This is a genomic window from Leptospira kirschneri serovar Cynopteri str. 3522 CT (assembly GCF_000243695.2).
GTDB lineage: Bacteria > Spirochaetota > Leptospiria > Leptospirales > Leptospiraceae > Leptospira > Leptospira kirschneri.
The window spans coordinates 533289-554649 of record NZ_AHMN02000004.1 but is presented as its reverse complement, the minus strand read 5'-3'; the positions used below and the strand labels follow the sequence as shown (position 1 = coordinate 554649).

The following is a 21361-nucleotide window of genomic DNA, read 5'->3' as shown; positions in this document are numbered from 1 at the left end:
TAAGGATTTTCTAAACAATTAAAACTTAGAAATTCTCACATTCTTTTATTTAACGTGAGTTCGGCATAACAAATGCGAAAGTAATTGAAGCGTAAGGAACTCAAGCAGAGCGCTCTTTCAAACTAAAAGCGTCTCACTTCTTGAACTTAATAGATGTTTTATATAGTTCTGTGTAAAATCAGTCAGAAGAAGATTTTTCCACCCTTCTCCATTGGTTGGCCCAAGATACAAACGAATTTTGATTTCTAGATTGAATGTATAATTTGCCGCTTCCGGAAAACACCGCTACTAAACCTTCCCCACTGAGAAAAAGAGACTTCAGTCCTCCCACTTTTTGAATTGTATAATCCAAAGTTCCTTCAAATCCTACGATATGCCCAGTATCCACCACATACTGTCCATTTACGTCGATCGTATGAATCGCGCCAAAACTCGAAAAAAATAAATCCCCAGTTCCACTAACTTTTAAAAAGAACAAACCTTCTCCGGAAAAAAAACCTTTAAATCCTCCCCATTTACTATCAATCGTTAGAGATTCGGAACCGGCTACGTAAGCTCCTCGGCTCAAGATCAGTTCTTCTCCGTTCATTTTACGATATTCAATATCTCCTTGAGTTGCACTTGTCAAAAAAAGAGTTCCGGTTCCACCTTCCGATTTAAACGTATTTTGAAAAAAAGATTCACCACCCAATAACGCGCGTTTTGCGGAAGCAAAAATCCCACCTTCTGCTTTTGTAAGCATTTTGACGGTGGGACTCATTGCAACCATCGCACCCGATTCCGCGCGTATCGAGTCTCCATCATTCAACTGAACTTGAACAATCGGAAAATCAGGTTTTAATAATATTTCGTGTTTCAAGATTTTTCTCCCTTATCTTTTGATCGGAGGCAATTGATTTCTAAACCAACTTCCTAAAGAAGGAACATTTCTAGACTGAATCCAGACCTTTCCTTTGCCTTTAAAACGGGCCACAAATCCTTCTCCACCTAAAAAGAAAGACTTCCAACCCCCAAATTTAGTCATCTCGTAGTTTAAACCTTCTTCAAAGGCCACGATATGCCCAGTGTCTACGATCATTTCTCCATCCACGTTTAAGACGTCGATTCCACCATAACTCGAAATCAAAAGAAAACCGTTTCCGGAAAGCCGAAGGAAAAATAGAGATTCTCCGCTGATAAATCCTTTGAGCCCTTGAAACTTTGTATCCATTTCAATATTCGGTGAAGACGCAAGAAAAGAACTGGATTGTACATAAACTGTTCCGGATAATTCTATTCTTTCTACGTCTCCCGGAAGAGTTGGTGCGAGTAATACTTCTCCGTTCCCTGAAGAAGCCGTAAAAGTATTCATCCAAAAAGATTCTCCACCTAAAAAAGCTGCTTTTAAACTTTTAAAAAATCCGCCTTGTTGTGCTTTATGAGTTTGAATCGTAATTCCAGAACTCATAGACATCATAGCACCAGATTCCGCTTTGATAGATTCTCCTCCATTTAAAAGAACCTTTGCAAAACTATAAGACGGTTTACTAATAATTTCAATATTCATAATATTCCTTTTTTATTAATTAGGAAGAAGAGCCGTAAGCCAAGATAAAAATCCGGAAGGAACTCTTGTTTGGATCAAAACCCTTCCATGGCCGCTAAATTCCATAACCAGTCCTTCCCCTCCGAAAAAAGTGGACTTCCAACTTCCTCCCGCCTTTGCGATTTTATACTGAAGACTTTTATCAAATGCGACTATATGTCCCGTGTCTATCGTATAAGATCCTTGAACGTCTATTGGAACAATTCCACCATACGCGTTTAAGAATAATTTTCCAACTCCAATCGCTTCTAAAAGAAAAACCTCTTCTCCTCCTAAAAAAGAACGGATTCCTCCGAACATAGGTTTTATCGAAATTGTTTCATCCGACGCTAGATATGCACCCGATTCCACAATGAGTCCCGTATCTGTAAGATCCACTCCTACCACGTCACCCGGAAGTTCAGGAGCAAGTCCAATTTCTCCTCCTGCTACGGGAGCTTTGAAAACGTTAAAGAAAAAAGATTCTCCACCAAAAAATCTTCTGGAAATTGCAGATAAAAAACCGCTCCCCATTTTTGTTTCGACATCGATTCCAGGAGTCATATAAACCATAGCGCCTGATTCTGCTTTGATAGTTTGACCCGGTGATAGTTTTACTTTTAAAAAAGAATACGAAGGTTTGTGAATGATCTCGTAATTCATAGAAGCAGTAATGTAAATAAATTGAACGAAACGTCAATCGAAAAGTGCTTTTAGAACAAATCCATATTGTTAAGTTTAGAATATGACTCAAAGAAACGTTTTAATTACTGGCTCTAATCGAGGAATCGGTTTGGAACTTACCAAACAATTTCTTTCTAAAGGAGATCAAGTTTTTGCTTTGTGTAGAAAATCTTCCGCTGAATTAACTCACTTAAAACCGACTCGTATCCTTGAAGATATGGATGTTTTAAATTCCAACTCGATTCAGAATCTACCTTCTAAACTTTTAGATACGAAAATAGATATACTTATCAATAACGCCGGAATATTAATCCCGGACAACTTACAAAGTTTAGACGAAGAAAACGTTTTCACTCAATTTTTAGTAAACGCTTTAGGACCTTTGAAAGTAGTAAAGATTTTGCTTTCTTCTTTGAAACAAAATGCAAAGTTAATTTTCTTAACGAGTAGAATGGGTTCGATCGCAGACAATAACTCTGGCTCTTATTACGGATACCGTGCTTCCAAAGCCGCACTGAACGCAATCGCAGTTAGTTTAGCCAAAGACTTAAGTCCTCAAGGAATTTCAGTCGGAATCTTTCATCCTGGAATGGTCGCAACTCGGATGAGCGGTGGACAAGGAATTTCTACAACCGAAAGTGTTGAAGGTTTAATCAAACGAATTGAATCCTTAAATCTGCGCAATTCCGGAAAGTTTTTCCACCAAAATGGAGAAGAACTTCCTTGGTAAATGCAATGAGACTATAACCTGTGGCCCTTGAAATACACAGTTGTAAAAATGAGACAGAATAAAAGAAATGGGACCTGAATTATGTCGGATTGGGCCCAAATCAATGGGTTAAAACACATTAAAAAACCAATTTTCATAGATCTTTTGGCATAGAGTTTGCTTAATAGTAAATGGAGACTTTCGATTTTCTCTCTAAAAACAGAGTTAAAAACGAACTTCAAATCCTAAATAGACCGTCTTTTAGATGGAACGTTATTGGAAATCGAGAATTTAAAACTATGAAAGAAATTCTATATAGAAGATCAATACAAGATACAGTTAGAATCAAAGGAATCGGACTTCATTCCGGCAAAGAAGTCAATCTAATCGCTCACCCCGCCCCGTCTGGAACAGGAATTGTTTTTGAATATCGAAAAGGTTTAGAAAAAGCATCCATTTCGGCCGAACTCAGCAATGTAGTAGATACCAGTAACGCGACTACGTTAGGAGATGGAATCCATAAAATCCAAACCGTAGAACACCTTTTAGCTGCGGTTTATGCACTCGGTTTGACAGATTTAATTCTGGAAATAGATGCAGTAGAAGTCCCGATCATGGACGGTTCCTCTCTACCTTTTCTACAAGCACTTGAATCAGCAGGAATCATAGAATACCCCGAAATCGTAGAACCCATTTATATTCAAAGCCCTCTCTGGGTCGTAGACGGTGATAAATATCTGGTTTTACTTCCAAGTGATGAACTCAAAGTGACTTATACGATAGATTTCAATCATCCTCTACTCAAAGGACAAAGTATTACTGTCTCTTTAGACAGAGAAAAAATCAAACAGGAGATTCTACCTGCAAGGACCTTTGGTTTTTTAAAAGACGTAGAGGCGCTTCAAGCCAGAGGACTTGCCATGGGCGGTTCTTTAGACAACGCAATTGTACTCACTCAAGATGGTTATCTAAACCAGCAACTCCGTTTTGAAAATGAATGCGTTCGTCACAAAATTTTAGATCTTTTTGGAGATATTTCCATCGCCGGTCGTCCGATCATAGGACATTATTTGGCTTCTAAAGCGGGACACGCACTGGATATTTCCATGGCTAAATTAGTGATGAGCAACGTCACAGGGGACGAAATCAGCAAATACAAAAGCCGTAGAATTCCACTCTTCAAAAGAAAGGCTGTCGTCGTTTAAACTTTTTCATCTAGTTACTACAATTTTGTAGTCTCTTTTATTCATTCTATTTCCGACTCAGAAAAGAATTGTCAGATTCTTCTTTTAGTGAATTCTGTAGTCGAGTTTGAAACTCGTTCTAGAATGATCCCTTCCAAACGTACAGCTTTTCCAGGAATTACAGCCTTTCCGGGAAAACTATACGGTAAGGTCTTAAAAACCGGAAAGAAAAGAAATACCATTCTCACTGGAACCTACGTTCACGAATCCGAAAAAGAAATTGAAGTAGAAAAGTTTTCTGTCGCTTTAGAAGAAAGCCTTCATAGCCTAAGAATTTTAATTACTTCCCTGGAAACTTCCGGACCGGATCAAAAAGAAATCCAAGAGATTTTAGAAACACAAGCTATGATTTGTTCGGATCCTAGCCTTACCTCCTCGGTTCGAAAAAGAATCCTAGAACTTGGAGAAAATGCAATCCTAGCGGTTCAAAACGTCACCCATGAAATATCTGAAAAATTCAAAGCCATGGAGAACGAATTCTTCCGAGAAAGAGTAGATCATTTCCAAGACGTTTCTAATCGACTGATTGAATTTATCGCAGGTAAAAAAGAAGAGGACTCTTTTTTATCCGGTTTAAAAGAAGATTTGATCTTAGTCGCAAGAGAACTTACACCTTCACAGATGATTCTCATGGATAAAACTCGCATCCGTGGAATCGCAACCGATTTAGGTGGAAAAACTGGACACATGGCGATTTTAGCCAGAAACTATGGAATCCCTACGATCGTAGGATTGAAAGATTTTTCCTCTCACGTCAAAGACAACGAATTTATCTTTTTAGACGCAGAATCCGGAAACGCGATTCGTTTTCCCACTCTTGAAGAAATAAAATACTATGGATTCTCTTCTTCTTATCCCACGGAAGAAAACGAAACCAAAAAAATAAGGGCGATAACTAAAGACGGAATCAGAGTTAAAATCAAATGTAATTTAGAAACAGAATTAGATTGTGAACAAGCAATCAAGTCTGGAGCAGAAGGTGTAGGACTTTTTAGAAGCGAATCTTTATTTTTAAAATATCAGGATAGTAACGTTTCCGGAGAAGAACAGTTCCTTGCTTATAAGGCAATTGCAGAAGGAATGCAGGATAAACCAGTAATTATCCGTACGTTTGACATCGGAGCCGACAAATTTTCAACAGGAGAACTGGAGGAAAATCCTTTTTTAGGAAATAGAGGAATAAGGTATTCTTTATCCAACCCAGAGTGGTACTCCGAACAACTAACAGCGATTTTGCGAGCGTCTGCTTTCGGAAATGTAAGTATTTTACTACCTATGATCACAGGTCCTGTAGAAATTACCCGCACACGAAAACTTTTAGAAGAATGCAAACGTAAGTTGAGCGCCAAAAAAGAAAGATACAATAAAAAAATCAAAATCGGCGCCATGATTGAAACCCCTGCAGCAGTTGCCGCCTTAGACCTAATCGCAAGAGAGGCCGATTTTTTTTCCGTAGGAACGAACGATTTACTACAATACATCATGGCAGTGGATAGAAACAACATTCACGTTTCTTCTTTATACAATCCATACCATATCTCTTTTTTAAGAGCTTTGATTCGAATCGTAGAAGTTTCTAGAGATTACGATAAACCTCTGGGGCTCTGCGGAGAACTTGCGTCGGATACTGATTTTACCATTTTTTTAGTCGGTATTGGTATCCGCGAACTTTCTGTTTCGATTCCTTTTTTAAATCCAATTCGAAAAATCATTCGATCAATTTCACTACATCAAGCAGGGATCTTGGTAAAAAAAATTTTAGAACTTTCCGAACAAGAAAATTACGAAAGTATCGAAGCATTCCTTTTTAGTAAACACTTGAGCTAAAACTTTTCGATTTCTAATATTAAAAACACAAAGGAACTCCAAATTTTTTCCTTCCCTTGAAAAAAAATAGGTCCCAAACTTTCTTTTTCTTTTTTTAAACATAGATAAGAATGTTTCCCAGTTCTTAAATAAAATTTTCCAGATTTTCCGGAAAGAAGCTGTATCAGATGTTTTAAAAGTTTTGGAAGATTTTTTTCCTCTTCCGGAAGAACTACCCCAGCGATTAAAATTTCACGATTTTCAAAATGACCTTCTAAGGCAAACGCTTGCGGATCCCATTCTTCAAATAACATCTTTTCATAAGTAGCAAGAACTGGGTTCAAAATTGGATGAATTGTAGAATTTATTTTCATAGGAAATTCTTTTCCGAAAACTTTAGGAATAAAACCCTTCGTCTGAAATAAATTCAAATGTTCAAATTCATCGATTTTAGAAAGTCCCAGAACGAATCCCGGACTGAATCCTTGTGCAATAATTTTTTGCTCACAACGAACCGATAATGCGGCTCTCATACAAAAAAAACCAAAATTGAATGGAGAAAATTGAACCAATTTGGAAAAATCCCAAACCTCATTCTCTCTCAAGGGAGAAAGATATAGATTATCGAGGGCATATAAATCCCCGTGTCCGGAAGGTGAAAATATGGAATGTTTTTGGGTTTTTTGTGTACCGGTCATACAAATTTTATCGGTTCGACGGCAAATTCCCCCAAGAAATAAAAAAGCCGACCAAAGGCCGGCTTTCAAAAGGAAATGAAAATTAGAAAATTCTAATCTTGATTCGTAGAATAGATTTTTTTAATCTTATCGCTGTATTTTTCAGTAATCACATGACGTTTCATCTTCATCATATTGTTGAGTTCATCTCCAACTTCAAAAGGTTTAGAAATCAGAATAAAAGGAGTCACTTGCTCGAAAGACTTGAATCCGTTTTTAGTATTGTTTAAAGCTTTGATTTCTTTTCTGTAAAGATCGTAAACTTTCGAATTTTCAATCAGCTTTTCGTTGTTAGATTCGTTGATCCCGTTTTCTTTTGCCCATTCCTGAAGTTTTTCGAAATCTGGAACTACAATCGCTCCTAAATTCTTTTGATCCTGACCGATCACCATACACTGACTAATGTATGCGGATTCTTGAAGTTTATTTTCAATCGGAACCGGTTCTACGTTCTCCCCTCCAAGAAGTACTACCGTATCTTTTGCACGACCGGTAAGAGTCAGGGTTTTTTTGAAATTGATCATACCCATATCCCCGGTGTTCATCCAACCGTCCGAAATCGCTTTGGAAGTGGCTTCTTCGTTTTTAAAATAACCCTTCATAACCTGAGGTCCTTTGATAAAAACCACTCCTTTCAATCCCATTTTACCTTGAGTAATGTTTCCACTTTCGTCTACTTCGGTTAAAACTGCATTGTTATCGTTACGAATTTGAAGTCTCGTTTTAGGAACGATTACACCCACCGAACCGATAATGAGTTTCTCAAAGGTTCTTACGGAAATAACAGGTGAAGTCTCCGTCATTCCATAACCTTCTAACACGTTGATTCCTATGTTTCCGAAAAATTCATCCACGTGTCTCGGAAGTGCCCCTCCTCCGGAAATAGAAGCTTTCAATTGCCCGCCTGTTGCAGCTCTGATCTTAGCGAGAACGATTTTGTCCAAGGTAAAACTATTCAAAACAAACGCCAAACCAGAAACGCTGTAAAGAGGCGACGTCAAGAAATACAACTCGGTTCCAGCAAAATAAGCGCCTAACGCACCAGCCAGAACGGTTAGAGTGAACGGCCCGGTTAGTAGGAACTGAAAGAACATTAGAATTCCATAAAAGAAAGACACGATCGGATTTCTTCCTGTATAATCCACTTCGATTCCTTTTAAAAAACGAAGCGCCTGATTTTTCTTTCTAGAAAAGAAATACGCAAGTTTAAAGAGTCCTCTACGAAGCGCTGGGGTTTGAGCCGGATCGTTGATTCTTGTATAAATTCCGTTGTAGATATTTTCCCAAAGTCTTGGGGCGGAACCCATAAAAGTAGGCTTTACTGTAGCCAAATCTTGACGAAGATCTCTTACGTTTGTGTAATACGTAGCCGCTCCTAGACCGATACAAACATACTCTACTACTCTTTCAAACACGTGCCAAATCGGAAGAATGGATAAAAGACGTGCCCCCGCTTTAATATTCAACATAGGACTTACATAGTTTACCTGATGCATCATGTTGGAATGTTTGAGCATAACTCCTTTGGGAAGTCCAGTCGTTCCGGAAGTATAAATCAACGTAAAAAGATCCTCGGGATGAATTGCAGCAATCCTTTCTTCTGCCTTTTTAGATCCACCGGCGCGAAGTGATTTTCCCTTTTCAAGCAGTTCTTGCATTTTCAAGACTCCAGGAGAATTACTCGTAGGGTCCATCATGATCAACGTTTTTACGTTTGTAAGTTGGGACTTGTTTCTGTTAAATTTTTCTAACATTTTATCGTTTTCGATAAAAACAACTTCCACTTCCGAATGATTGAGAATATAGACGATTTCAGAATCTGTAATATCAGTCCCACGAGGAACATTGGCCGCACCCGTAAGAATCACACCGTAATCAGCGATAATCCATTCAATCCGATTGTCTGCTAACAAACCAACTTTTTGTTTTTGTTGAACACCCAATTCAATCAGAGCTTCCGCAAGTTGAATTCCCTGTTCGTACAGTTGACTGTAAGTCGTTGGATAATAATTTTTTTTAGAATCCTTGGAAAAAAAAGCAGGTAAATCTCTGTATTTTTCCGCGGATTCACGAAATAGCTGCGCTAAGTTTTCCGCCATCAAACTTCATTTAACTCCTGGTATCTTTCATTATTAAAACTTAGGAATTCCGACAAAGATCTTTGTCGGCGAGGATTCAACGGTAAATAGGGAACCTAAGAAATAAACCCTTTTTTTTCAAAATGCTTTTGAGAAGGTTCTCTTTTTATTTGAATTGTTATGTAATATATAAATTTAAAATCAATCTATGAGAAAAGTATTCTTACCTGTGTATTTGTTTTGCAAACGGAAATCTGTGGCTCTTTTTTTGAATCCAGAAGTTTTTCAATACTTCAGTGTAAATAATCCGCTTCAAAAATAAATTCTTCCGTAAAAGTTGGGTGTGGGAACTCTTACAAATCTCGATTTTACAGTTTCAATCTTGAATCAAATATCTGCATAAAATCGTTGTTTTGCAAAATCATTCATTAACACAATTAAGGTGCAGAAAACCAATTTGAAAAGCTGGCTCTGAGTTTAGGATAATCTTTTTCCCGAATGCCATATTGAATTTTCAGAAGAGTTCCAGACTGGCTAAAGACAATCAAAGCAGGTTGACCTTCCACTTTATATTGGTTGATCAAAGTAAAATCCCGATCCACAAAAAACGGATAAGTCATTCCAAACTCTTTAGCCGCTTTTAAATGTTCTTCTTTGGAAAGTTCGGGCTCTGTATTGATTCCTAACAAAACCCCATTTTTTCCATTTAAGTCTTTAGAAAGTCTTTCCAGAACAGGAACAGCATCCTTACAAGGTTCACACCAAGAAGCCCAAATATCTAAAAGCAAAACTTTTCCTTTATATTCTTTCAAAGAAACAGAATGTTTATCCAGATCATAAAGGGAAAGCTGATAAAGAATCGATTCTTCTTTGGAAAGGCTACAAGAAAATAACAGAAAAAAAACAAATAGAAAAATTAAACGCAAATTCCACATGATTTCATCTTATTCAAAAAAACGAATAGAAAGCAAAAGGAAAAAATCTTTTCAGTAAAACCCATTCGCAAAAATTGGAGTCACTCCAGTGAATCCTGTTTTTTACAATTATTTCTCGAATCTTGAAGAATTCTTATCCTATCTTAAAAATGATCGATTTGTCGGCTCCGGAATCATTTCTATACCTGAACAAAAAGAACCTTATTTATCGGAAACGGATTGTAAAGCAAGGTTAGAATGGAAAGAGGGACAACTCATTGTATTTCTCGAAGGAAAAAAAAATTCGAAATCTTTTCTAATTCCTTTGAATTCTACAGATACAAATGGAAAGAAAAGAAATAAGTTAGAGTTTCTTCCAGACTTTTTTCGTTTTCAAAACGGAGAAGAAGGGTTTTCGGTAAGACTCCAACCTCTGGACTTGGAAAGAATCCATCTCCAAATCGATTCAAAGGCCGGTCTGGAATTTTCGGGTATATTGACCAGACTCTCGAGTTGGAAGAAATGGTTTTAAATTTATCTTAAAAATTTAAAGTTGATTCGCGGATTACATTTTTATCAAAGTTTATTTCCGATATAAGTCAGGGATTTCTATAAAAATAATTGTTTTTATAAAGGTCGCAAAACGGTGACTTTACGTAAAAACTTGATTAGACGACGATTCTTTTTTGAGTTTTATAAAAAAGTTTCCTTTAAAATTATTTTTTCAATTCTGCGAAACTCCCATCCATTCTACTTTACTCAAAAATATTAATCTCACTTGAATTCGACGTAAGGAATTCTCATGATTCATTTTTCTTAAAAAGTTGAAATCTGAATTTTGCAGATCGATTCCTAAAATGTGGGAACTCTCACGAATTAGGATTTTACAAATAAATCCTAAAATTGTAGGAACTCATACTTTTAAAAAATTTTCTCATTTTCTCGCGTAAAACTAACGTTAATTAGTTCTATCAATCTTTTACTTTGATTGATTCTTAGAAAATTAGTTTAAGTTTTTATTAGAGTTGTTGAAAAATTAATTCTTGATCTGTTTGTATTGGATTGAATGGACAATTAAAGCAATTTTACAAATTTTCACTCTGGAATTTTTCAACAACTCTATTGTAAAACAAAATATTAAGCAGTTTTGCTTTTATAATTATGGTAGTATATCAAAGTTAAATATGGGGGTTCCCACACTCTTATTTTTTACTTTAAAATAAACCTTTTAAAAACGGACGAAACCTAACACATATTCAATTAAGTAACGTGAGTTAACGTAAAAGGGATCGATGAATGAACTAAAGCAGAACGCTCTCTATCATAACCTTACCCACAAATATCATAAAAAATTAGATTTTAAAACCCCAATCTTCCAAAATAGTAAAGGGACTTATAATGAACACTAAACATTGGAGTAGTACACTTGGAACGGAATTAGATTGGGTGGAAGAAGAATATCTGTCATTGAACTTAGGAGATAAAAGATTAGATCAACGACTTAAGAAAATTGTAAGTGTAATGACAAAGCGAGGCGGAACGAGTTTGCCAGATATATTTGGCAATTGGTCAGACACAAAAGGCGCATATCGTTTTTTTTCAAATCCGAAAGTATGTTATGATAAGATAATATTTCCTCATCGCCAATCCACAAAGAAACGAATTCAAAAACAAGAAACAGTATTGGTATTAAGCGACACAACGGAAGTCTATTATAGAAAAAGGGATCACGTTGAAGGCTTGGGACCGATGAACTCTGAATACAATCAGGGTCTTCTTTTGCATCCATCGATAGCGTTTACGCCTGATGGAATTCCTTTAGGAATATTGGACTTAAAAATGTGGTCGCGGACGGAATTAGGCGCTAACCAAACTCAAGACGGAAGAAAAACATCCATAGAAAATAAGGAAAGCGTAAAGTGGCTCCAAGGATACAGGGCCCTCTGTGAATTTGCAAGAGAATCCGATTCTAAATACGTATATATCTGCGATAGAGAAGCGGATATATACGAGCTATTCCAGGAATACGTAGTTGCTGGCGAAAACGCCCCTGATATGCTTATACGTGCAAATCACGAAAGGAGGATAGAAGGTGGAGGATGTTCTTGGTCCTATCTTGAAACTTTGGAGCCTGCACATACATATACGATTACTGTTCCAAGGAAGAAAGGCAAAGAAGCAAGAGAAGCAATAATTGAACTTCGATTTGAAAAGCTAACGATAAAACCTCTCAATATAAGAAATTAGAAAATATTGATATGTATGCGTTAACCGCAACTGAAGTAGACGGACCCGAGGAAGAATCCATCGATTGGAAATTTCTAACCACCATTCCTATTCACAATTCAGACGATGCAAAAAGAATGATCGCATATTACAAAAGCCGTTGGGGTATTGAAGTATTCTTCAAGGTTTTAAAGTCGGGATGTAATATTGAATCCACTCAATTTAAATTTGGCGATCGATTCAAAGCTTGTATTGCAGTCTCTGCTATCGTTGCTTGGAGAGTTATGATGTTAACATTCTTAGGTAGAAATATTCCAGGCTTAAAAGCGTCCATCCTATTCGAGTCTTTTGAATGGAAGGGCATTTATTGTCGAATTTTTGAAACTCCAAAACCACCTAACAAAGAACCAGATTTGGATACGGTTTTGAGCTGGATTGCCAAATTAGGTGGCCACTTGGCTCGTAAGTCCGATGCTCCCCCTGGACCGCTTGTAATTTTTAAAGGCCTTATGAGAGCTGTTGAAATCGGATTTATGTTCAAATTACTTACCAAAGCCTGACTTGTGGGTAAGGTTATGGCTCCCTAAGGGTCGCTCTGGAAACTCAGTTTTACAGAGGATTTGTCGTAATTCCGACAGATCTATATTGAAATCTAGGTACTTGTGGAGTTGGTTATGATAGAGAGCAGCACCTGAGTTTATTATTCGCCCAATTTTCTTACGTCGAACTCACGTTAACTATATAATAAAGTACCTAATATTTTGCATGGAATCAGTGTTTTGTGATAAAATCAACGGTACTCAATTTTATAGAGATCCGTAAAATTCTTGAATCCTTGTAAGAGTTCCTACAATTACAAATTCACAATGAAATCTAAAATTGTAAAAGTAGATTAGGATTTTTTTTGAAAAAGAGATTTAAAAAATACTAAAGTAAAGAATTGAAACATTCTAAAAAAACGAAAAAGTCTCCAAGGTTTAGAAAGAATTCTCCATAACCAAATAAGTCCTTTGAGTTTGAAATAGTTAGGAGCTTTTCTTACTTTCCCGGAAAGAATATCCAAAGAACCGCCGACTCCAATGATCACGGAATGTCCAAAGAATGCAGTGTTGTTTTCAATCCAGATTTCCTGTTCCGGAAAATCCATGGCAAGAAAAATCAGATTCGGACTCGTTTTACGAATGGATTCCTTTACCATCAACTCCCTCTGAGGATTCATATAACCTGCGTGCCTTCCTACAATTCTCACTCCAGGGAAATGTCTTGAAAGAGTAAAATACACTTTTTCAATAATGTCTTCTTTACCGCCTAACATAAAAATAGAATAATTTCTAAGTTCGCAAAGACGAACCAAATCCATCATCAAAGCAATCGGAGAAATTCTTTCTTTAAGAACTTTTTTAAGACGAGTCGCCGCCCATTGCAACCCCGCACCTTCCGCAAGAATCATAGTCGCTTTTTCGGTAATTCTATGGAGTTTTTTTCCCTTGCGAACCGACATGATTTTAATCGGATCCAAAAAAAGAATGTGATGAAACTTTTCCTTTTCCTCCATAAGTCTATAAATTTTAGCTACGGATTCATCCTGGGTTACATTATCAAACTGGACTCCTAAAATATCAGTTTTTCCTAACGTCTCCGTTTGAATTACCTGATAATCCAAAAGATAATCTCTGTCATCCTTTGCGGATAGATGTATAATTTCACCTGGCTTTTTCATCTTAAAGGCATACTATACGACATAAACTTAGAGTCAATTGAAACTTACCTAAATTTATTTCCGTAATTTGGTGGCAGCGGTCCTAAATTCATTTTCTAAACAAGCCATAGATATACTCGAAATTAAAAAGGATCCTTCCTTTAAGATCAGACCTAAATTTTCAACTTTGATTCCACCGATCACGGTTACAGGTAAATAATTTCCGTTCTTGATTTTATTTAGAGTTTTCGTCCCGATTGCAGACTTTGCGTCCTCTTTATTCTCCGTCGGAAAAATGGGGCCTAACCCAGTATAGTTCCAAAGAGATGAATCCAATTCGTTTACTTCTTCCAGAGTATGAGAAGACGTACCCAGATAAAGTTTAGATTCGAAGAGTGTATTCTTTTCTTCTAAATTCAAAGATTCATAATCTTCTTTTCCCACATGAGCCCCAAAACAATTCCATTCGATCGCCTGTTTCCAGAAGTCGTTTACGATCCAAAGTAAATCCGGATATAAATCCTGTAACGATTTCACTATAAATTCTAATTCATTTATAGAAGCTGACTTGGCCCGAATCTGTACAAAAGAAATTAGATCCGGATATTCCATCCAAAATTTTGGAAGACTGAAATAATCCAAATTTCTACTTTTACAAAAATCTAAATCAAGAATAGGATAAATTCCGGGTACTCTCCAAGAAAAACTTTTTGCTCTCACTCAATTCAACCTTATGATTCTAAACAATCTTTTAAACTGTTACATCGAATTTATAAATATACATTATAATTTTTGTATGAATTCCCACATCGACGATTTTGGGACAGACTTAAAGTAAAACTCTATTCCAAAACTTTATATAAGATAAAATACTCTTCAATTTAGGTTTAAAAAAATGAATTGGTTTTTAATTCCATTCATGGAATGGTTTCTAGAAAGTTTGGTTTAGGAATCTTTAGACGTCCAATCTTTTTTGATTTACGTAGAATTCCTACATCGGCAACTATACATTTATGAGGAAATTATTTTCGATCCTACTTCTTTCATTTTTCTTTTTCATCGTGATGTCAAACTGTAACGCAAGAAAGGATACCACGAAAGAAAAAGCGATTATAAACTATATGTTATCTTGTGGTCCAGGCGGAACGATCGATTCTTGTAACGCAGCTTGTGGAGCCACTTACGGAGAAACCGTAACCAACGCAAATTTACAGGCACTCAATACATGTACGAGCAATTGTTCTAATAACTGTAATGTTCTTAATTTGCTCATTCAATTCAACAATCTCAACAAATAGTAGAATAACGAAATAACGAGGCCGCAAAAACTACAGCGGTCTCTATTTTTAGAATTGTATCCCCCACCTTGATCCCAGGTATATTTCTTTCTTGGAGCAAAAGAATTTCCTTCTCCCGAAAACCACCTTCTGGACCTATGATCCAAATCGCATTTTGAAAAAATTCAGACTTTAGCTTCCATTCTCCTTTAGGATCCAATCGATAGATAGAAAGGTTTTGTTCTTTTTGCGAAATCAAAAATTCCTTCAAAGAAACTGGGGCAACTACTTCCGGAAGAAAAACTCTTTTTGATTGAATCGACGCCTCTTCCACGATCTTTTGAGCCCGACTCAAATTGAAATCCTTTCGATCTGATTGTTCGAACTTTAAAAAATAAAAATGAGTCAAACCCAATTCGGTTCCTTTTTGTAATAACCATTCCAATCGATTTCCTTTAGGAATAGCTGTCGCAACTGCGGAAATTTTTTCCGGTTTTAAATGAGTAACCGTCTTTTTGAAAATTCCTTGAACTGAATTTCCCGGAATCTCATAAATCCACTCGGTTCCGATTCCGTTCAATACTCTTAAATTTTTATCTTCGGAAAAAATTCGAAGCGCTTTTAAATGGGAAATTTCTTCTTTGTTTAAGTGGAAAGTATATTCTTCATTCCATTCTCTTCTGAAAAGAATCGCTTCTTTCAAGATAAAACCCTATCGATTTAAATTGGCTAGATCGAAAAGAGAAGGATCTGGCTTTACTTCTTTATCTATTTCAGTATATTCTAATACACTAACAGATCCCGTATTTAGATCCAACATCTCGAGCCGATTTGCGTGTTCTTCTTTTGTAGTCTTTTGATTTTGTTTCACTTTTACGGGTCCGTATTTGATATTCATCGTCTTAAATAATACTCCGTCCCGATCATGAAAATCCAATCTTGTAGGTTTTAATGAATCCAAACTCAAAAGCAAAATCAACTTAGAATAAAAATACGGTATAATTGGTTTGAGAGAAACTCTTTTAAAAGATTGATCCGCAGTTTTAAGATCACTCTTTACAATAGGATTATAATTTGCCTGATAGGACGACCCGGATAGATCCATAAAACTAAATCCTGTCGCTAAATGAGATTCGTATTTTTCCTCGTCTACTTTTCTAAAAATCTTTTTAGAAAGTGCGTTAAATACGTAAATCTGCTCCCCTTCATCCTTAATTAAAATTTTATATTCGAGTCCTTTTCCACTACTTTCAAATAAATAAAGTGTATCATCTTCCTTTCTGAATATACTTACGTCCCAATTCCAGGTTTCTCCGTTTCTTCGAATTAGAATCAAATTTCCTTTGATCAAACCTTGATTTGATTTTACTAGAACCTGATCGAGCCTAGCAACTAATTCCTGAGCAACTCTTATAGCGGATCCTTGTGAGTTTGTTTCTTTGCTCCATACTACAAGAGCTAAAAAACCAAACGTAAACGCAAAGATCCGATCCAATTTACTCCGCCCTCATGGTAGGGGCACTAAAAGAATAAAGACCATGTACTGAACCCTGAGCCTGTGCGGATTCGGACCTTCTTTCAAAACGTAGTTTCCCATCCCTAAGAGCTTTATGAATTTCGGGTATGGATTTATAACCCATATCTTGAAAAGACAATCTGAGACCTTGAGATAAATAAGGAATAAAATTCAAAATCGATCCCCTGTCCACTACGGACCCGCTGACTCCTTGAGCCACCTTCACTTTTTGACCTTCGTTAAAATAACGTTTATCTCCACCCGCTTTCATAGCTTCGATGGACGCCATTCCTCTGTATTTTTTAAGACGAATCCCATTCTCATAAAAATATTCTCCGGGAGCTTCCGTGGTTCCAGCAAACATAAACCCCATCATACACGTAGACGCACCGATCGCGAGTGAGTTTGCAATATCACCTATGTTGGAAATTCCACCGTCCGCAATTACAGGAACGTCGTATTTTGCGGAATGTTTTGCAGTTTGATAGATTGCAGTCGCTTGAGCACGTCCTACGGCCATCGTATCTTGAGTAATACAAATAGATCCAGGCCCCATTCCGATTCTAAGCCCGTCCGCACCCGCACGAATCAAATTTTCCGCTTGAGCACGTGTCACTACATTCCCTGCAACTATGTCTAGGTTTTTGAATTCCTTTTTAATGAATTGAATCATTTCGATTTGGTAATTAGAATTTCCTTGTGCGGAATCGATGATGATCACGTCTACTCCCGCTTCGTACAAAGCAGCCACTCTATCTCTGGATTCTAATAAAGTGGAAACTGCAGCTCCACAACGAAGCCTCTTTCTTTCATCTTTGGAGGCATCGGGGAATTCTTTATTCTTCTTTAAATCGGAACGACTTACGAGAGACACTAATTTTCCTTGAGAGTCTACAATCGGAAGTTTTCCGATCTTAGATTTTTTGATGATTTCGTTTGCGTCTTGTAAAGTGATTCCCTCTTTTCCGGTAATTAGATCAGTAGTCATCACTTTGTCCAAAGTGATTTCTCTGTTTTTTTCAAAATCTATATCTCTGTTGGTTACGATTCCGATGAGTTTAGAATTTCTTGTTCCATCCTCAGTGACCGGAATTCCAGTAAATCCCTTACGTTCTTTAATCGCATCTAAATCACGAATGACGTTCTTTGGCCCTAAAATCACTGGATCTGTGATAAATCCGTTTTCAAAACGTTTTACCTTTTCTACAAGTGCAACCTGCTCTTCAATCGTATTGTTATAATGAATGATCCCGATCCCTCCCATAAGTGCTTGAGCAATCGCCATCTGAGATTCGGTGACTGTGTCCATAGGAGAACTGATAAAAGGTCTTTTCAATTTTATATTTCTGGTCAGTCTGGTTTCAAGCTCAACTTCAGAAGGATGGAAGTCGATAAATCCAGGTAGAACGAGAAAATCTCTGTAAGTTAGACCAATCTGAAGATTGAATAATTCTTCTCCAGATAGTCCGTCTAAATATTCGGAGTCGCGGTAAGTTTGGTTTGACATTACCTAGTACATAAAAGGTAAACTGAGAACTAAGATCAAGAAATTTCCCCTCGTTCGCTTTGAAAAACTATGGAAACGATTCAGAGAAAAAAAAGAGAGAAGGAAACGATCTCGGACCCTACTAAAAAGTTTCATATTATTTCTAAATTTTTAGTACAAACAGATATTATAGCACAAACTTCCAACTCCTTAAAACAAATCGTTAAGATCCTTCAAGTTTCTAAAGACGCCACAAAAATACTGGTTCAAACACAAACGCCAAATGCACTTCCGTTAAACTCTCATGTCACACTCGCAAAACTATTGGCAAAATACGTAGAACTCAATTGTGAAGTTATCGATGAAAAACCTAACAATCAATTCATTCTTTCCGTTTCGGAAATTTCGATCGCGAGCAAAGAAAGAAGTCTCAACCGAATCGTACCTCCAGAAGGAACCGTTTGGATTACGAATATACGTACAAGCAAAACTACAATCGACGCAAACCTATTTAACATTCCCACTTCGGTAAAAGTGAATTTTGCAGACTACGAAACAAAGCTGAAGTCAAAATACGATTTTCTAAAAGTAGACGTATTTGGAACGATCGGAGATAAGTTCGATCTGGTAAAAAAAACTCGTAAGATTCTTTATATCTCAAATACTCAAAAAGAACAAAGTTATGCGGCATACAATCAAGAAGATTTTATAGACTACGCTGCAGAGCTGGGAGACGACGAGGACGTTCATAAACGAATCATTGAATATGCAAATCAGAAAATAAAATCAGAATTGATCGTTCCTGTAATTTACTTAAGTCATGAAGAGCAAGCGATTCCGATCGGATTTGTACACGCTCAAAACCGTAACAGAGAAATTGATATTTTAGAAGTAATGGAAATCAAAACTCTTACTTTCGAAATGGTGGATCGAATTCGAGAGTCAAACACCATCCTTGTAAAAGAAAGATTCCCAATCGTAAATATTTCTACGGGAGGTTTGAAGGTAAAAATCAATCACCCGGATTTAAATCAAGATTTTATCAAAAGAGCCGGATTTACCTTCGACATTTTTTTCAAGATGCAGGCACCACTTACTGCTTTTGGAGTCATCCGTTCGGTCACAAAAGATATGGAAGGAAACTTATACGTTGGTCTTTCTATCGAAGGAAACTCTTATAGACCGGGAGAAAGAAAGAAATATATAGATAACGTCAATAGACTTCTTGTAGAAGCGAACCCAATTCAAAACCAACTTTGAACTCAAGCGCTATCCTAAAAATTCAAATACTCATTCCTACAAAATTAAATATTAGAGTTATTGAAAATTAATTCTTGATCTGTTTGTATTGGATTGAATGGACAATTGAAGCAATTTTACGAATCTTCACTATGGAATTTTTCAACAACTCTATTATATTATTGGAAAATCGTGTTTCAATGCAAAATGTTAGTATTTTATTATATATCCGAATACCGTAGGCTTCTCTTATTATTCAACCTAAAGTTCGACGTAAGAAACCCATGATTCTGGAAAAAGTTGGAATCTGAACTTTACAAATTGATTCTTTAAATATGGGAATTACCAGAATTTATAAAGAGTTTGTCTCAAAACCTCTAAGAATTTTATGCGATAATTCTTTAGAAATTTTTAATAAAATGCAGTAGTTCCTACAAATTAAGTCCCATTTGCAATTTGTGAAGTTTCGAGTAGTTCCCACATTGGACGGTTTTGGGACAAACTCAAATAGAAGTTTATAACAATTGAATCTGTCGTGTTCAAGTTGTGGGAACTACCACAAAACTTAGGCCTGTCTGTAAAATGGTGTAGGAACTACTGCAAATCACGATCTTACGAACAAATTCTAAAATTGTAGGAACTACTACTTTTAGAAAATTTTTACTCGCGCCGAACTCATATTAAAATGGGATTTAAATTTTGATGATGGTCGTAAAACAGCGGTTTTGTGCAAAAATCGGATTGGACGATGATTCTTTTGTATTTCCTAGTTCACATTCGATTTTAAGATCGTTATCTTTAGATTTTACAAAAAGGTTTAAAAAATTTCGAGAGAATCCCATAAAAGAAACATTAAAGAATTATATATTTCTAATATTCAAAAACTTGAGCATCTACGAACAGTACATTTTGCTCAGAAATCTTTTTACTATAAGTTACCAGAAGAATTCCGTAATTGATATCGTAATACGGATTACTAATGATCCACTCCGCTCTAGTATCCTTCATTGATTTATAGAGTTGTTCCAAAAAATATGGTCTCCAACTCCAATTCCTTCCTACAAAAGAAGGATCTATGTCTATAGAAACATTTCCAATTTTCATATAGTTTGGAGAAACCTGGCTTCCAATCAGATTAGTGGCATAGATTCGAAATACAAAATTACTCAATAAGTTAGGGTTCTGGATTTGAATCGAACAAAGTTCTTCTTCCGCGTTTACTATAATTCCGGAAAGATCCAACTTTTCTTCTAGTTCCTTTTCCAACTGAATTCTTTTTACCAACTGATTTCGTTTGTGGTTTAAGAAACATTCATGAACAGTAGAAAATTTAAGTTTTAATTCTTCTTGACCTACCATATTTGGCAGCGCTTCTGCAAAATAAAATCCCTGTAAAAAACGTGCACTATAAGTAAGAGATTGAAAAAGTTCTGTCTCATTTTCGATTCCTTCGAACAATAGAGAACAGCCTAAAGACTCGGAAAGTTTAGAAATCGTAAAAAGAATTTCCTGAAAATTTCTAGAAATGACCGAATGCCTAAGCATCTGAAGATCTACTTTCAAAATATCCGGATGGAAAATTCCAATTCGATCTAAATTAGAAGAACGAGAACCCAAATCGTCAATCGCTACTAAAAATCCTTCTTCTTTATAACGAAAAATGAGTGGTCTTAAACTTTCTATACTTCCGTCAAAATGTTCTTCTACAATTTCAATAACGATTTTAGAAGGATCTAAACCGAATTCTTTCACAAGTCGGATCGTATATGGATCTATCTCTTCTTCTTCGATATGATCCCTCATATACGCGGGAGAAATATTTACGAATAATTTTGCTTCCGGAAATCGATTCTGATTTTTTAAAAGATGGAGAAGTGCTTTTTTACGAATACTACGATCAATATCTCTTTTAAGAATGTAGATATCTCTTCTTTCTTGAAGGTCTTCTACTCCGGATAACGCATTCAAAAAGAAAGGACCTAAAGAATGGATTTTTCCGGATTGATCTCGAAACCTTCCCAGAGTTTCATAACCGTAAATAGAATCCCTTTCTACAGAAAGGATTGGTTGAAAAAAAGGAACAATCTCTCCGGATTGGAACCAAAGATCCCATTCCAATTTCGTTTTTGGAGAAATGCTGGTCATTCAGATTAACACGTTTTTGGAATGTCTCAATCCTACA

Annotated in this window: 18 protein-coding genes and 1 pseudogene; 7 read left to right on the top strand and 12 right to left on the bottom strand. The window is 36.3% G+C overall.

Translation table 11 applies throughout. The features are described 5' to 3' along the window. Positions 1 to 178: 178 nt before the first annotated feature. Genes LEP1GSC049_RS221735 through LEP1GSC049_RS221745 form a run of 3 tightly spaced genes read right to left on the bottom strand, consistent with a single transcriptional unit; the run spans position 179 to position 2227 of the window. Positions 179 to 859, bottom strand: a complete 681-nt coding sequence (locus LEP1GSC049_RS221735) for a TIGR00266 family protein (protein ID WP_004758891.1) — start codon at positions 857 to 859, stop codon at positions 179 to 181. Between the two features lie 12 nt (positions 860 to 871). Beyond that, complete coding sequence (locus LEP1GSC049_RS221740; protein ID WP_004752277.1) at positions 872 to 1546, bottom strand: TIGR00266 family protein; 675 nt, start codon at positions 1544 to 1546, stop codon at positions 872 to 874. A 15-nt stretch (positions 1547 to 1561) separates the two neighbouring features. Further along, complete coding sequence (locus LEP1GSC049_RS221745; RefSeq protein ID WP_004752136.1) at positions 1562 to 2227, bottom strand: TIGR00266 family protein; 666 nt, start codon at positions 2225 to 2227, stop codon at positions 1562 to 1564. A gap of 82 nt (positions 2228 to 2309) precedes the next feature. Here LEP1GSC049_RS221745 and LEP1GSC049_RS221750 point away from each other — a divergent pair, with 82 nt between their 5' ends. The 3 genes from LEP1GSC049_RS221750 to ptsP all read left to right on the top strand — a co-directional run bounded on the left by LEP1GSC049_RS221750 (position 2310) and on the right by ptsP (position 6028). Further along, positions 2310 to 2978, top strand: coding sequence for an SDR family oxidoreductase (locus tag LEP1GSC049_RS221750; protein WP_004758677.1), 669 nt, complete (start codon positions 2310 to 2312; stop codon positions 2976 to 2978). 170 nt (positions 2979 to 3148) lie between these two features. After that, entirely contained in the window at positions 3149 to 4162 is a 1014-nt protein-coding gene (lpxC, locus tag LEP1GSC049_RS221755; protein ID WP_004751897.1) for a UDP-3-O-acyl-N-acetylglucosamine deacetylase, read from the top strand. A gap of 123 nt (positions 4163 to 4285) precedes the next feature. Next, entirely contained in the window at positions 4286 to 6028 is a 1743-nt protein-coding gene (gene ptsP, locus LEP1GSC049_RS221760) for a phosphoenolpyruvate--protein phosphotransferase (protein WP_042710050.1), read from the top strand. On the opposite strand, the gene LEP1GSC049_RS221765 is transcribed toward ptsP, so the two are convergent. From LEP1GSC049_RS221765 to LEP1GSC049_RS221775, 3 genes are all read right to left on the bottom strand, one after another. Continuing rightward, on the bottom strand, positions 6025 to 6705 hold the full coding sequence (locus LEP1GSC049_RS221765) for an LIC11631 family protein (RefSeq protein WP_004751977.1): 681 nt from the start codon (positions 6703 to 6705) through the stop codon (positions 6025 to 6027). The genes ptsP and LEP1GSC049_RS221765 overlap by 4 nt on opposite strands. Positions 6706 to 6797: 92 nt before the next feature. Next, positions 6798 to 8843 carry an AMP-dependent synthetase/ligase gene (locus tag LEP1GSC049_RS221770; protein ID WP_025175874.1) on the bottom strand — a complete coding sequence of 682 codons (2046 nt, stop codon included), beginning with the start codon at positions 8841 to 8843 and terminating at the stop codon, positions 6798 to 6800. 416 nt (positions 8844 to 9259) lie between these two features. Continuing rightward, entirely contained in the window at positions 9260 to 9757 is a 498-nt protein-coding gene (locus LEP1GSC049_RS221775; protein ID WP_004758813.1) for a TlpA disulfide reductase family protein, read from the bottom strand. A gap of 88 nt (positions 9758 to 9845) precedes the next feature. On the opposite strand from LEP1GSC049_RS221775, the gene LEP1GSC049_RS221780 reads away from it, so the two are divergent. After that, the gene (locus tag LEP1GSC049_RS221780; RefSeq protein WP_004758861.1) at positions 9846 to 10268 is read left to right on the top strand and encodes a hypothetical protein; all 423 of its coding nucleotides are present in this window, start codon (positions 9846 to 9848) and stop codon (positions 10266 to 10268) included. Between the two features lie 866 nt (positions 10269 to 11134). After that, positions 11135 to 12522 (top strand): annotated as a pseudogene (locus LEP1GSC049_RS2000000227750) (IS4 family transposase). A 332-nt stretch (positions 12523 to 12854) separates the two neighbouring features. On the opposite strand, the gene LEP1GSC049_RS221795 reads toward LEP1GSC049_RS2000000227750, so the two are convergent. Together LEP1GSC049_RS221795 and LEP1GSC049_RS221800 are read right to left on the bottom strand one after the other, a co-directional pair. Further along, entirely contained in the window at positions 12855 to 13682 is an 828-nt protein-coding gene (locus LEP1GSC049_RS221795; protein WP_004755956.1) for a WecB/TagA/CpsF family glycosyltransferase, read from the bottom strand. A gap of 54 nt (positions 13683 to 13736) precedes the next feature. Further along, positions 13737 to 14381: a thiamine phosphate synthase gene (locus LEP1GSC049_RS221800; RefSeq protein ID WP_004758711.1), complete on the bottom strand. Its 645-nt coding sequence runs from the start codon at positions 14379 to 14381 to the stop codon at positions 13737 to 13739. 293 nt (positions 14382 to 14674) lie between these two features. Between LEP1GSC049_RS221800 and LEP1GSC049_RS221805 the strand changes: the two genes are divergently transcribed. After that, positions 14675 to 14959, top strand: a complete 285-nt coding sequence (locus LEP1GSC049_RS221805; RefSeq protein WP_001228480.1) for a hypothetical protein — start codon at positions 14675 to 14677, stop codon at positions 14957 to 14959. On the opposite strand, the gene LEP1GSC049_RS221810 is transcribed toward LEP1GSC049_RS221805, so the two are convergent. From LEP1GSC049_RS221810 to guaB, 3 genes are read right to left on the bottom strand one after another with little or no spacing between them, the layout of a single operon-like run. Next, the gene (locus LEP1GSC049_RS221810; RefSeq protein ID WP_004756041.1) at positions 14949 to 15641 is read right to left on the bottom strand and encodes a 16S rRNA (uracil(1498)-N(3))-methyltransferase; all 693 of its coding nucleotides are present in this window, start codon (positions 15639 to 15641) and stop codon (positions 14949 to 14951) included. The genes LEP1GSC049_RS221805 and LEP1GSC049_RS221810 overlap by 11 nt on opposite strands. A gap of 9 nt (positions 15642 to 15650) precedes the next feature. Next, positions 15651 to 16433: an outer membrane lipoprotein-sorting protein gene (locus tag LEP1GSC049_RS221815; RefSeq protein WP_016560520.1), complete on the bottom strand. Its 783-nt coding sequence runs from the start codon at positions 16431 to 16433 to the stop codon at positions 15651 to 15653. 1 nt (position 16434) lies between these two features. Continuing rightward, on the bottom strand, positions 16435 to 17961 hold the full coding sequence (gene guaB, locus LEP1GSC049_RS221820) for an IMP dehydrogenase (protein ID WP_004756073.1): 1527 nt from the start codon (positions 17959 to 17961) through the stop codon (positions 16435 to 16437). 69 nt (positions 17962 to 18030) lie between these two features. Between guaB and LEP1GSC049_RS221825 the strand changes: the two genes are divergently transcribed. Beyond that, positions 18031 to 19200 (top strand): DUF1577 domain-containing protein, encoded by a 1170-nt coding sequence (locus LEP1GSC049_RS221825; RefSeq protein ID WP_004755986.1) that lies wholly within the window; start codon positions 18031 to 18033, stop codon positions 19198 to 19200. A gap of 849 nt (positions 19201 to 20049) precedes the next feature. Here LEP1GSC049_RS221825 and LEP1GSC049_RS221830 read toward each other — a convergent pair. Then, positions 20050 to 21324 (bottom strand): EAL domain-containing protein, encoded by a 1275-nt coding sequence (locus LEP1GSC049_RS221830; RefSeq protein ID WP_004755966.1) that lies wholly within the window; start codon positions 21322 to 21324, stop codon positions 20050 to 20052. Between the last annotated feature and the right edge of the window lie 37 nt (positions 21325 to 21361).

Excerpts from the sequence above, each read along its gene's own strand:
- LEP1GSC049_RS221740 (WP_004752277.1), bottom strand. The coding sequence starts at position 1,546 with ATGAATATTGAAATTATTAGTAAACCGTCTTATAGTTTTGCAAAGGTT.
- LEP1GSC049_RS221745 (WP_004752136.1), bottom strand. The coding sequence starts at position 2,227 with ATGAATTACGAGATCATTCACAAACCTTCGTATTCTTTTTTAAAAGTA.
- LEP1GSC049_RS221750 (WP_004758677.1), top strand. The coding sequence starts at position 2,310 with ATGACTCAAAGAAACGTTTTAATTACTGGCTCTAATCGAGGAATCGGT.
- lpxC (WP_004751897.1), top strand. The coding sequence starts at position 3,149 with ATGGAGACTTTCGATTTTCTCTCTAAAAACAGAGTTAAAAACGAACTT.
- ptsP (WP_042710050.1), top strand. The coding sequence starts at position 4,286 with ATGATCCCTTCCAAACGTACAGCTTTTCCAGGAATTACAGCCTTTCCG.
- LEP1GSC049_RS221765 (WP_004751977.1), bottom strand. The coding sequence starts at position 6,705 with ATGACCGGTACACAAAAAACCCAAAAACATTCCATATTTTCACCTTCC.
- LEP1GSC049_RS221770 (WP_025175874.1), bottom strand. The coding sequence starts at position 8,843 with ATGGCGGAAAACTTAGCGCAGCTATTTCGTGAATCCGCGGAAAAATAC.
- LEP1GSC049_RS221775 (WP_004758813.1), bottom strand. The coding sequence starts at position 9,757 with ATGTGGAATTTGCGTTTAATTTTTCTATTTGTTTTTTTTCTGTTATTT.
- LEP1GSC049_RS221795 (WP_004755956.1), bottom strand. The coding sequence starts at position 13,682 with ATGAAAAAGCCAGGTGAAATTATACATCTATCCGCAAAGGATGACAGA.
- LEP1GSC049_RS221805 (WP_001228480.1), top strand. The coding sequence starts at position 14,675 with ATGAGGAAATTATTTTCGATCCTACTTCTTTCATTTTTCTTTTTCATC.
- guaB (WP_004756073.1), bottom strand. The coding sequence starts at position 17,961 with ATGTCAAACCAAACTTACCGCGACTCCGAATATTTAGACGGACTATCT.
- LEP1GSC049_RS221825 (WP_004755986.1), top strand. The coding sequence starts at position 18,031 with ATGGAAACGATTCAGAGAAAAAAAAGAGAGAAGGAAACGATCTCGGAC.
- LEP1GSC049_RS221830 (WP_004755966.1), bottom strand. The coding sequence starts at position 21,324 with ATGACCAGCATTTCTCCAAAAACGAAATTGGAATGGGATCTTTGGTTC.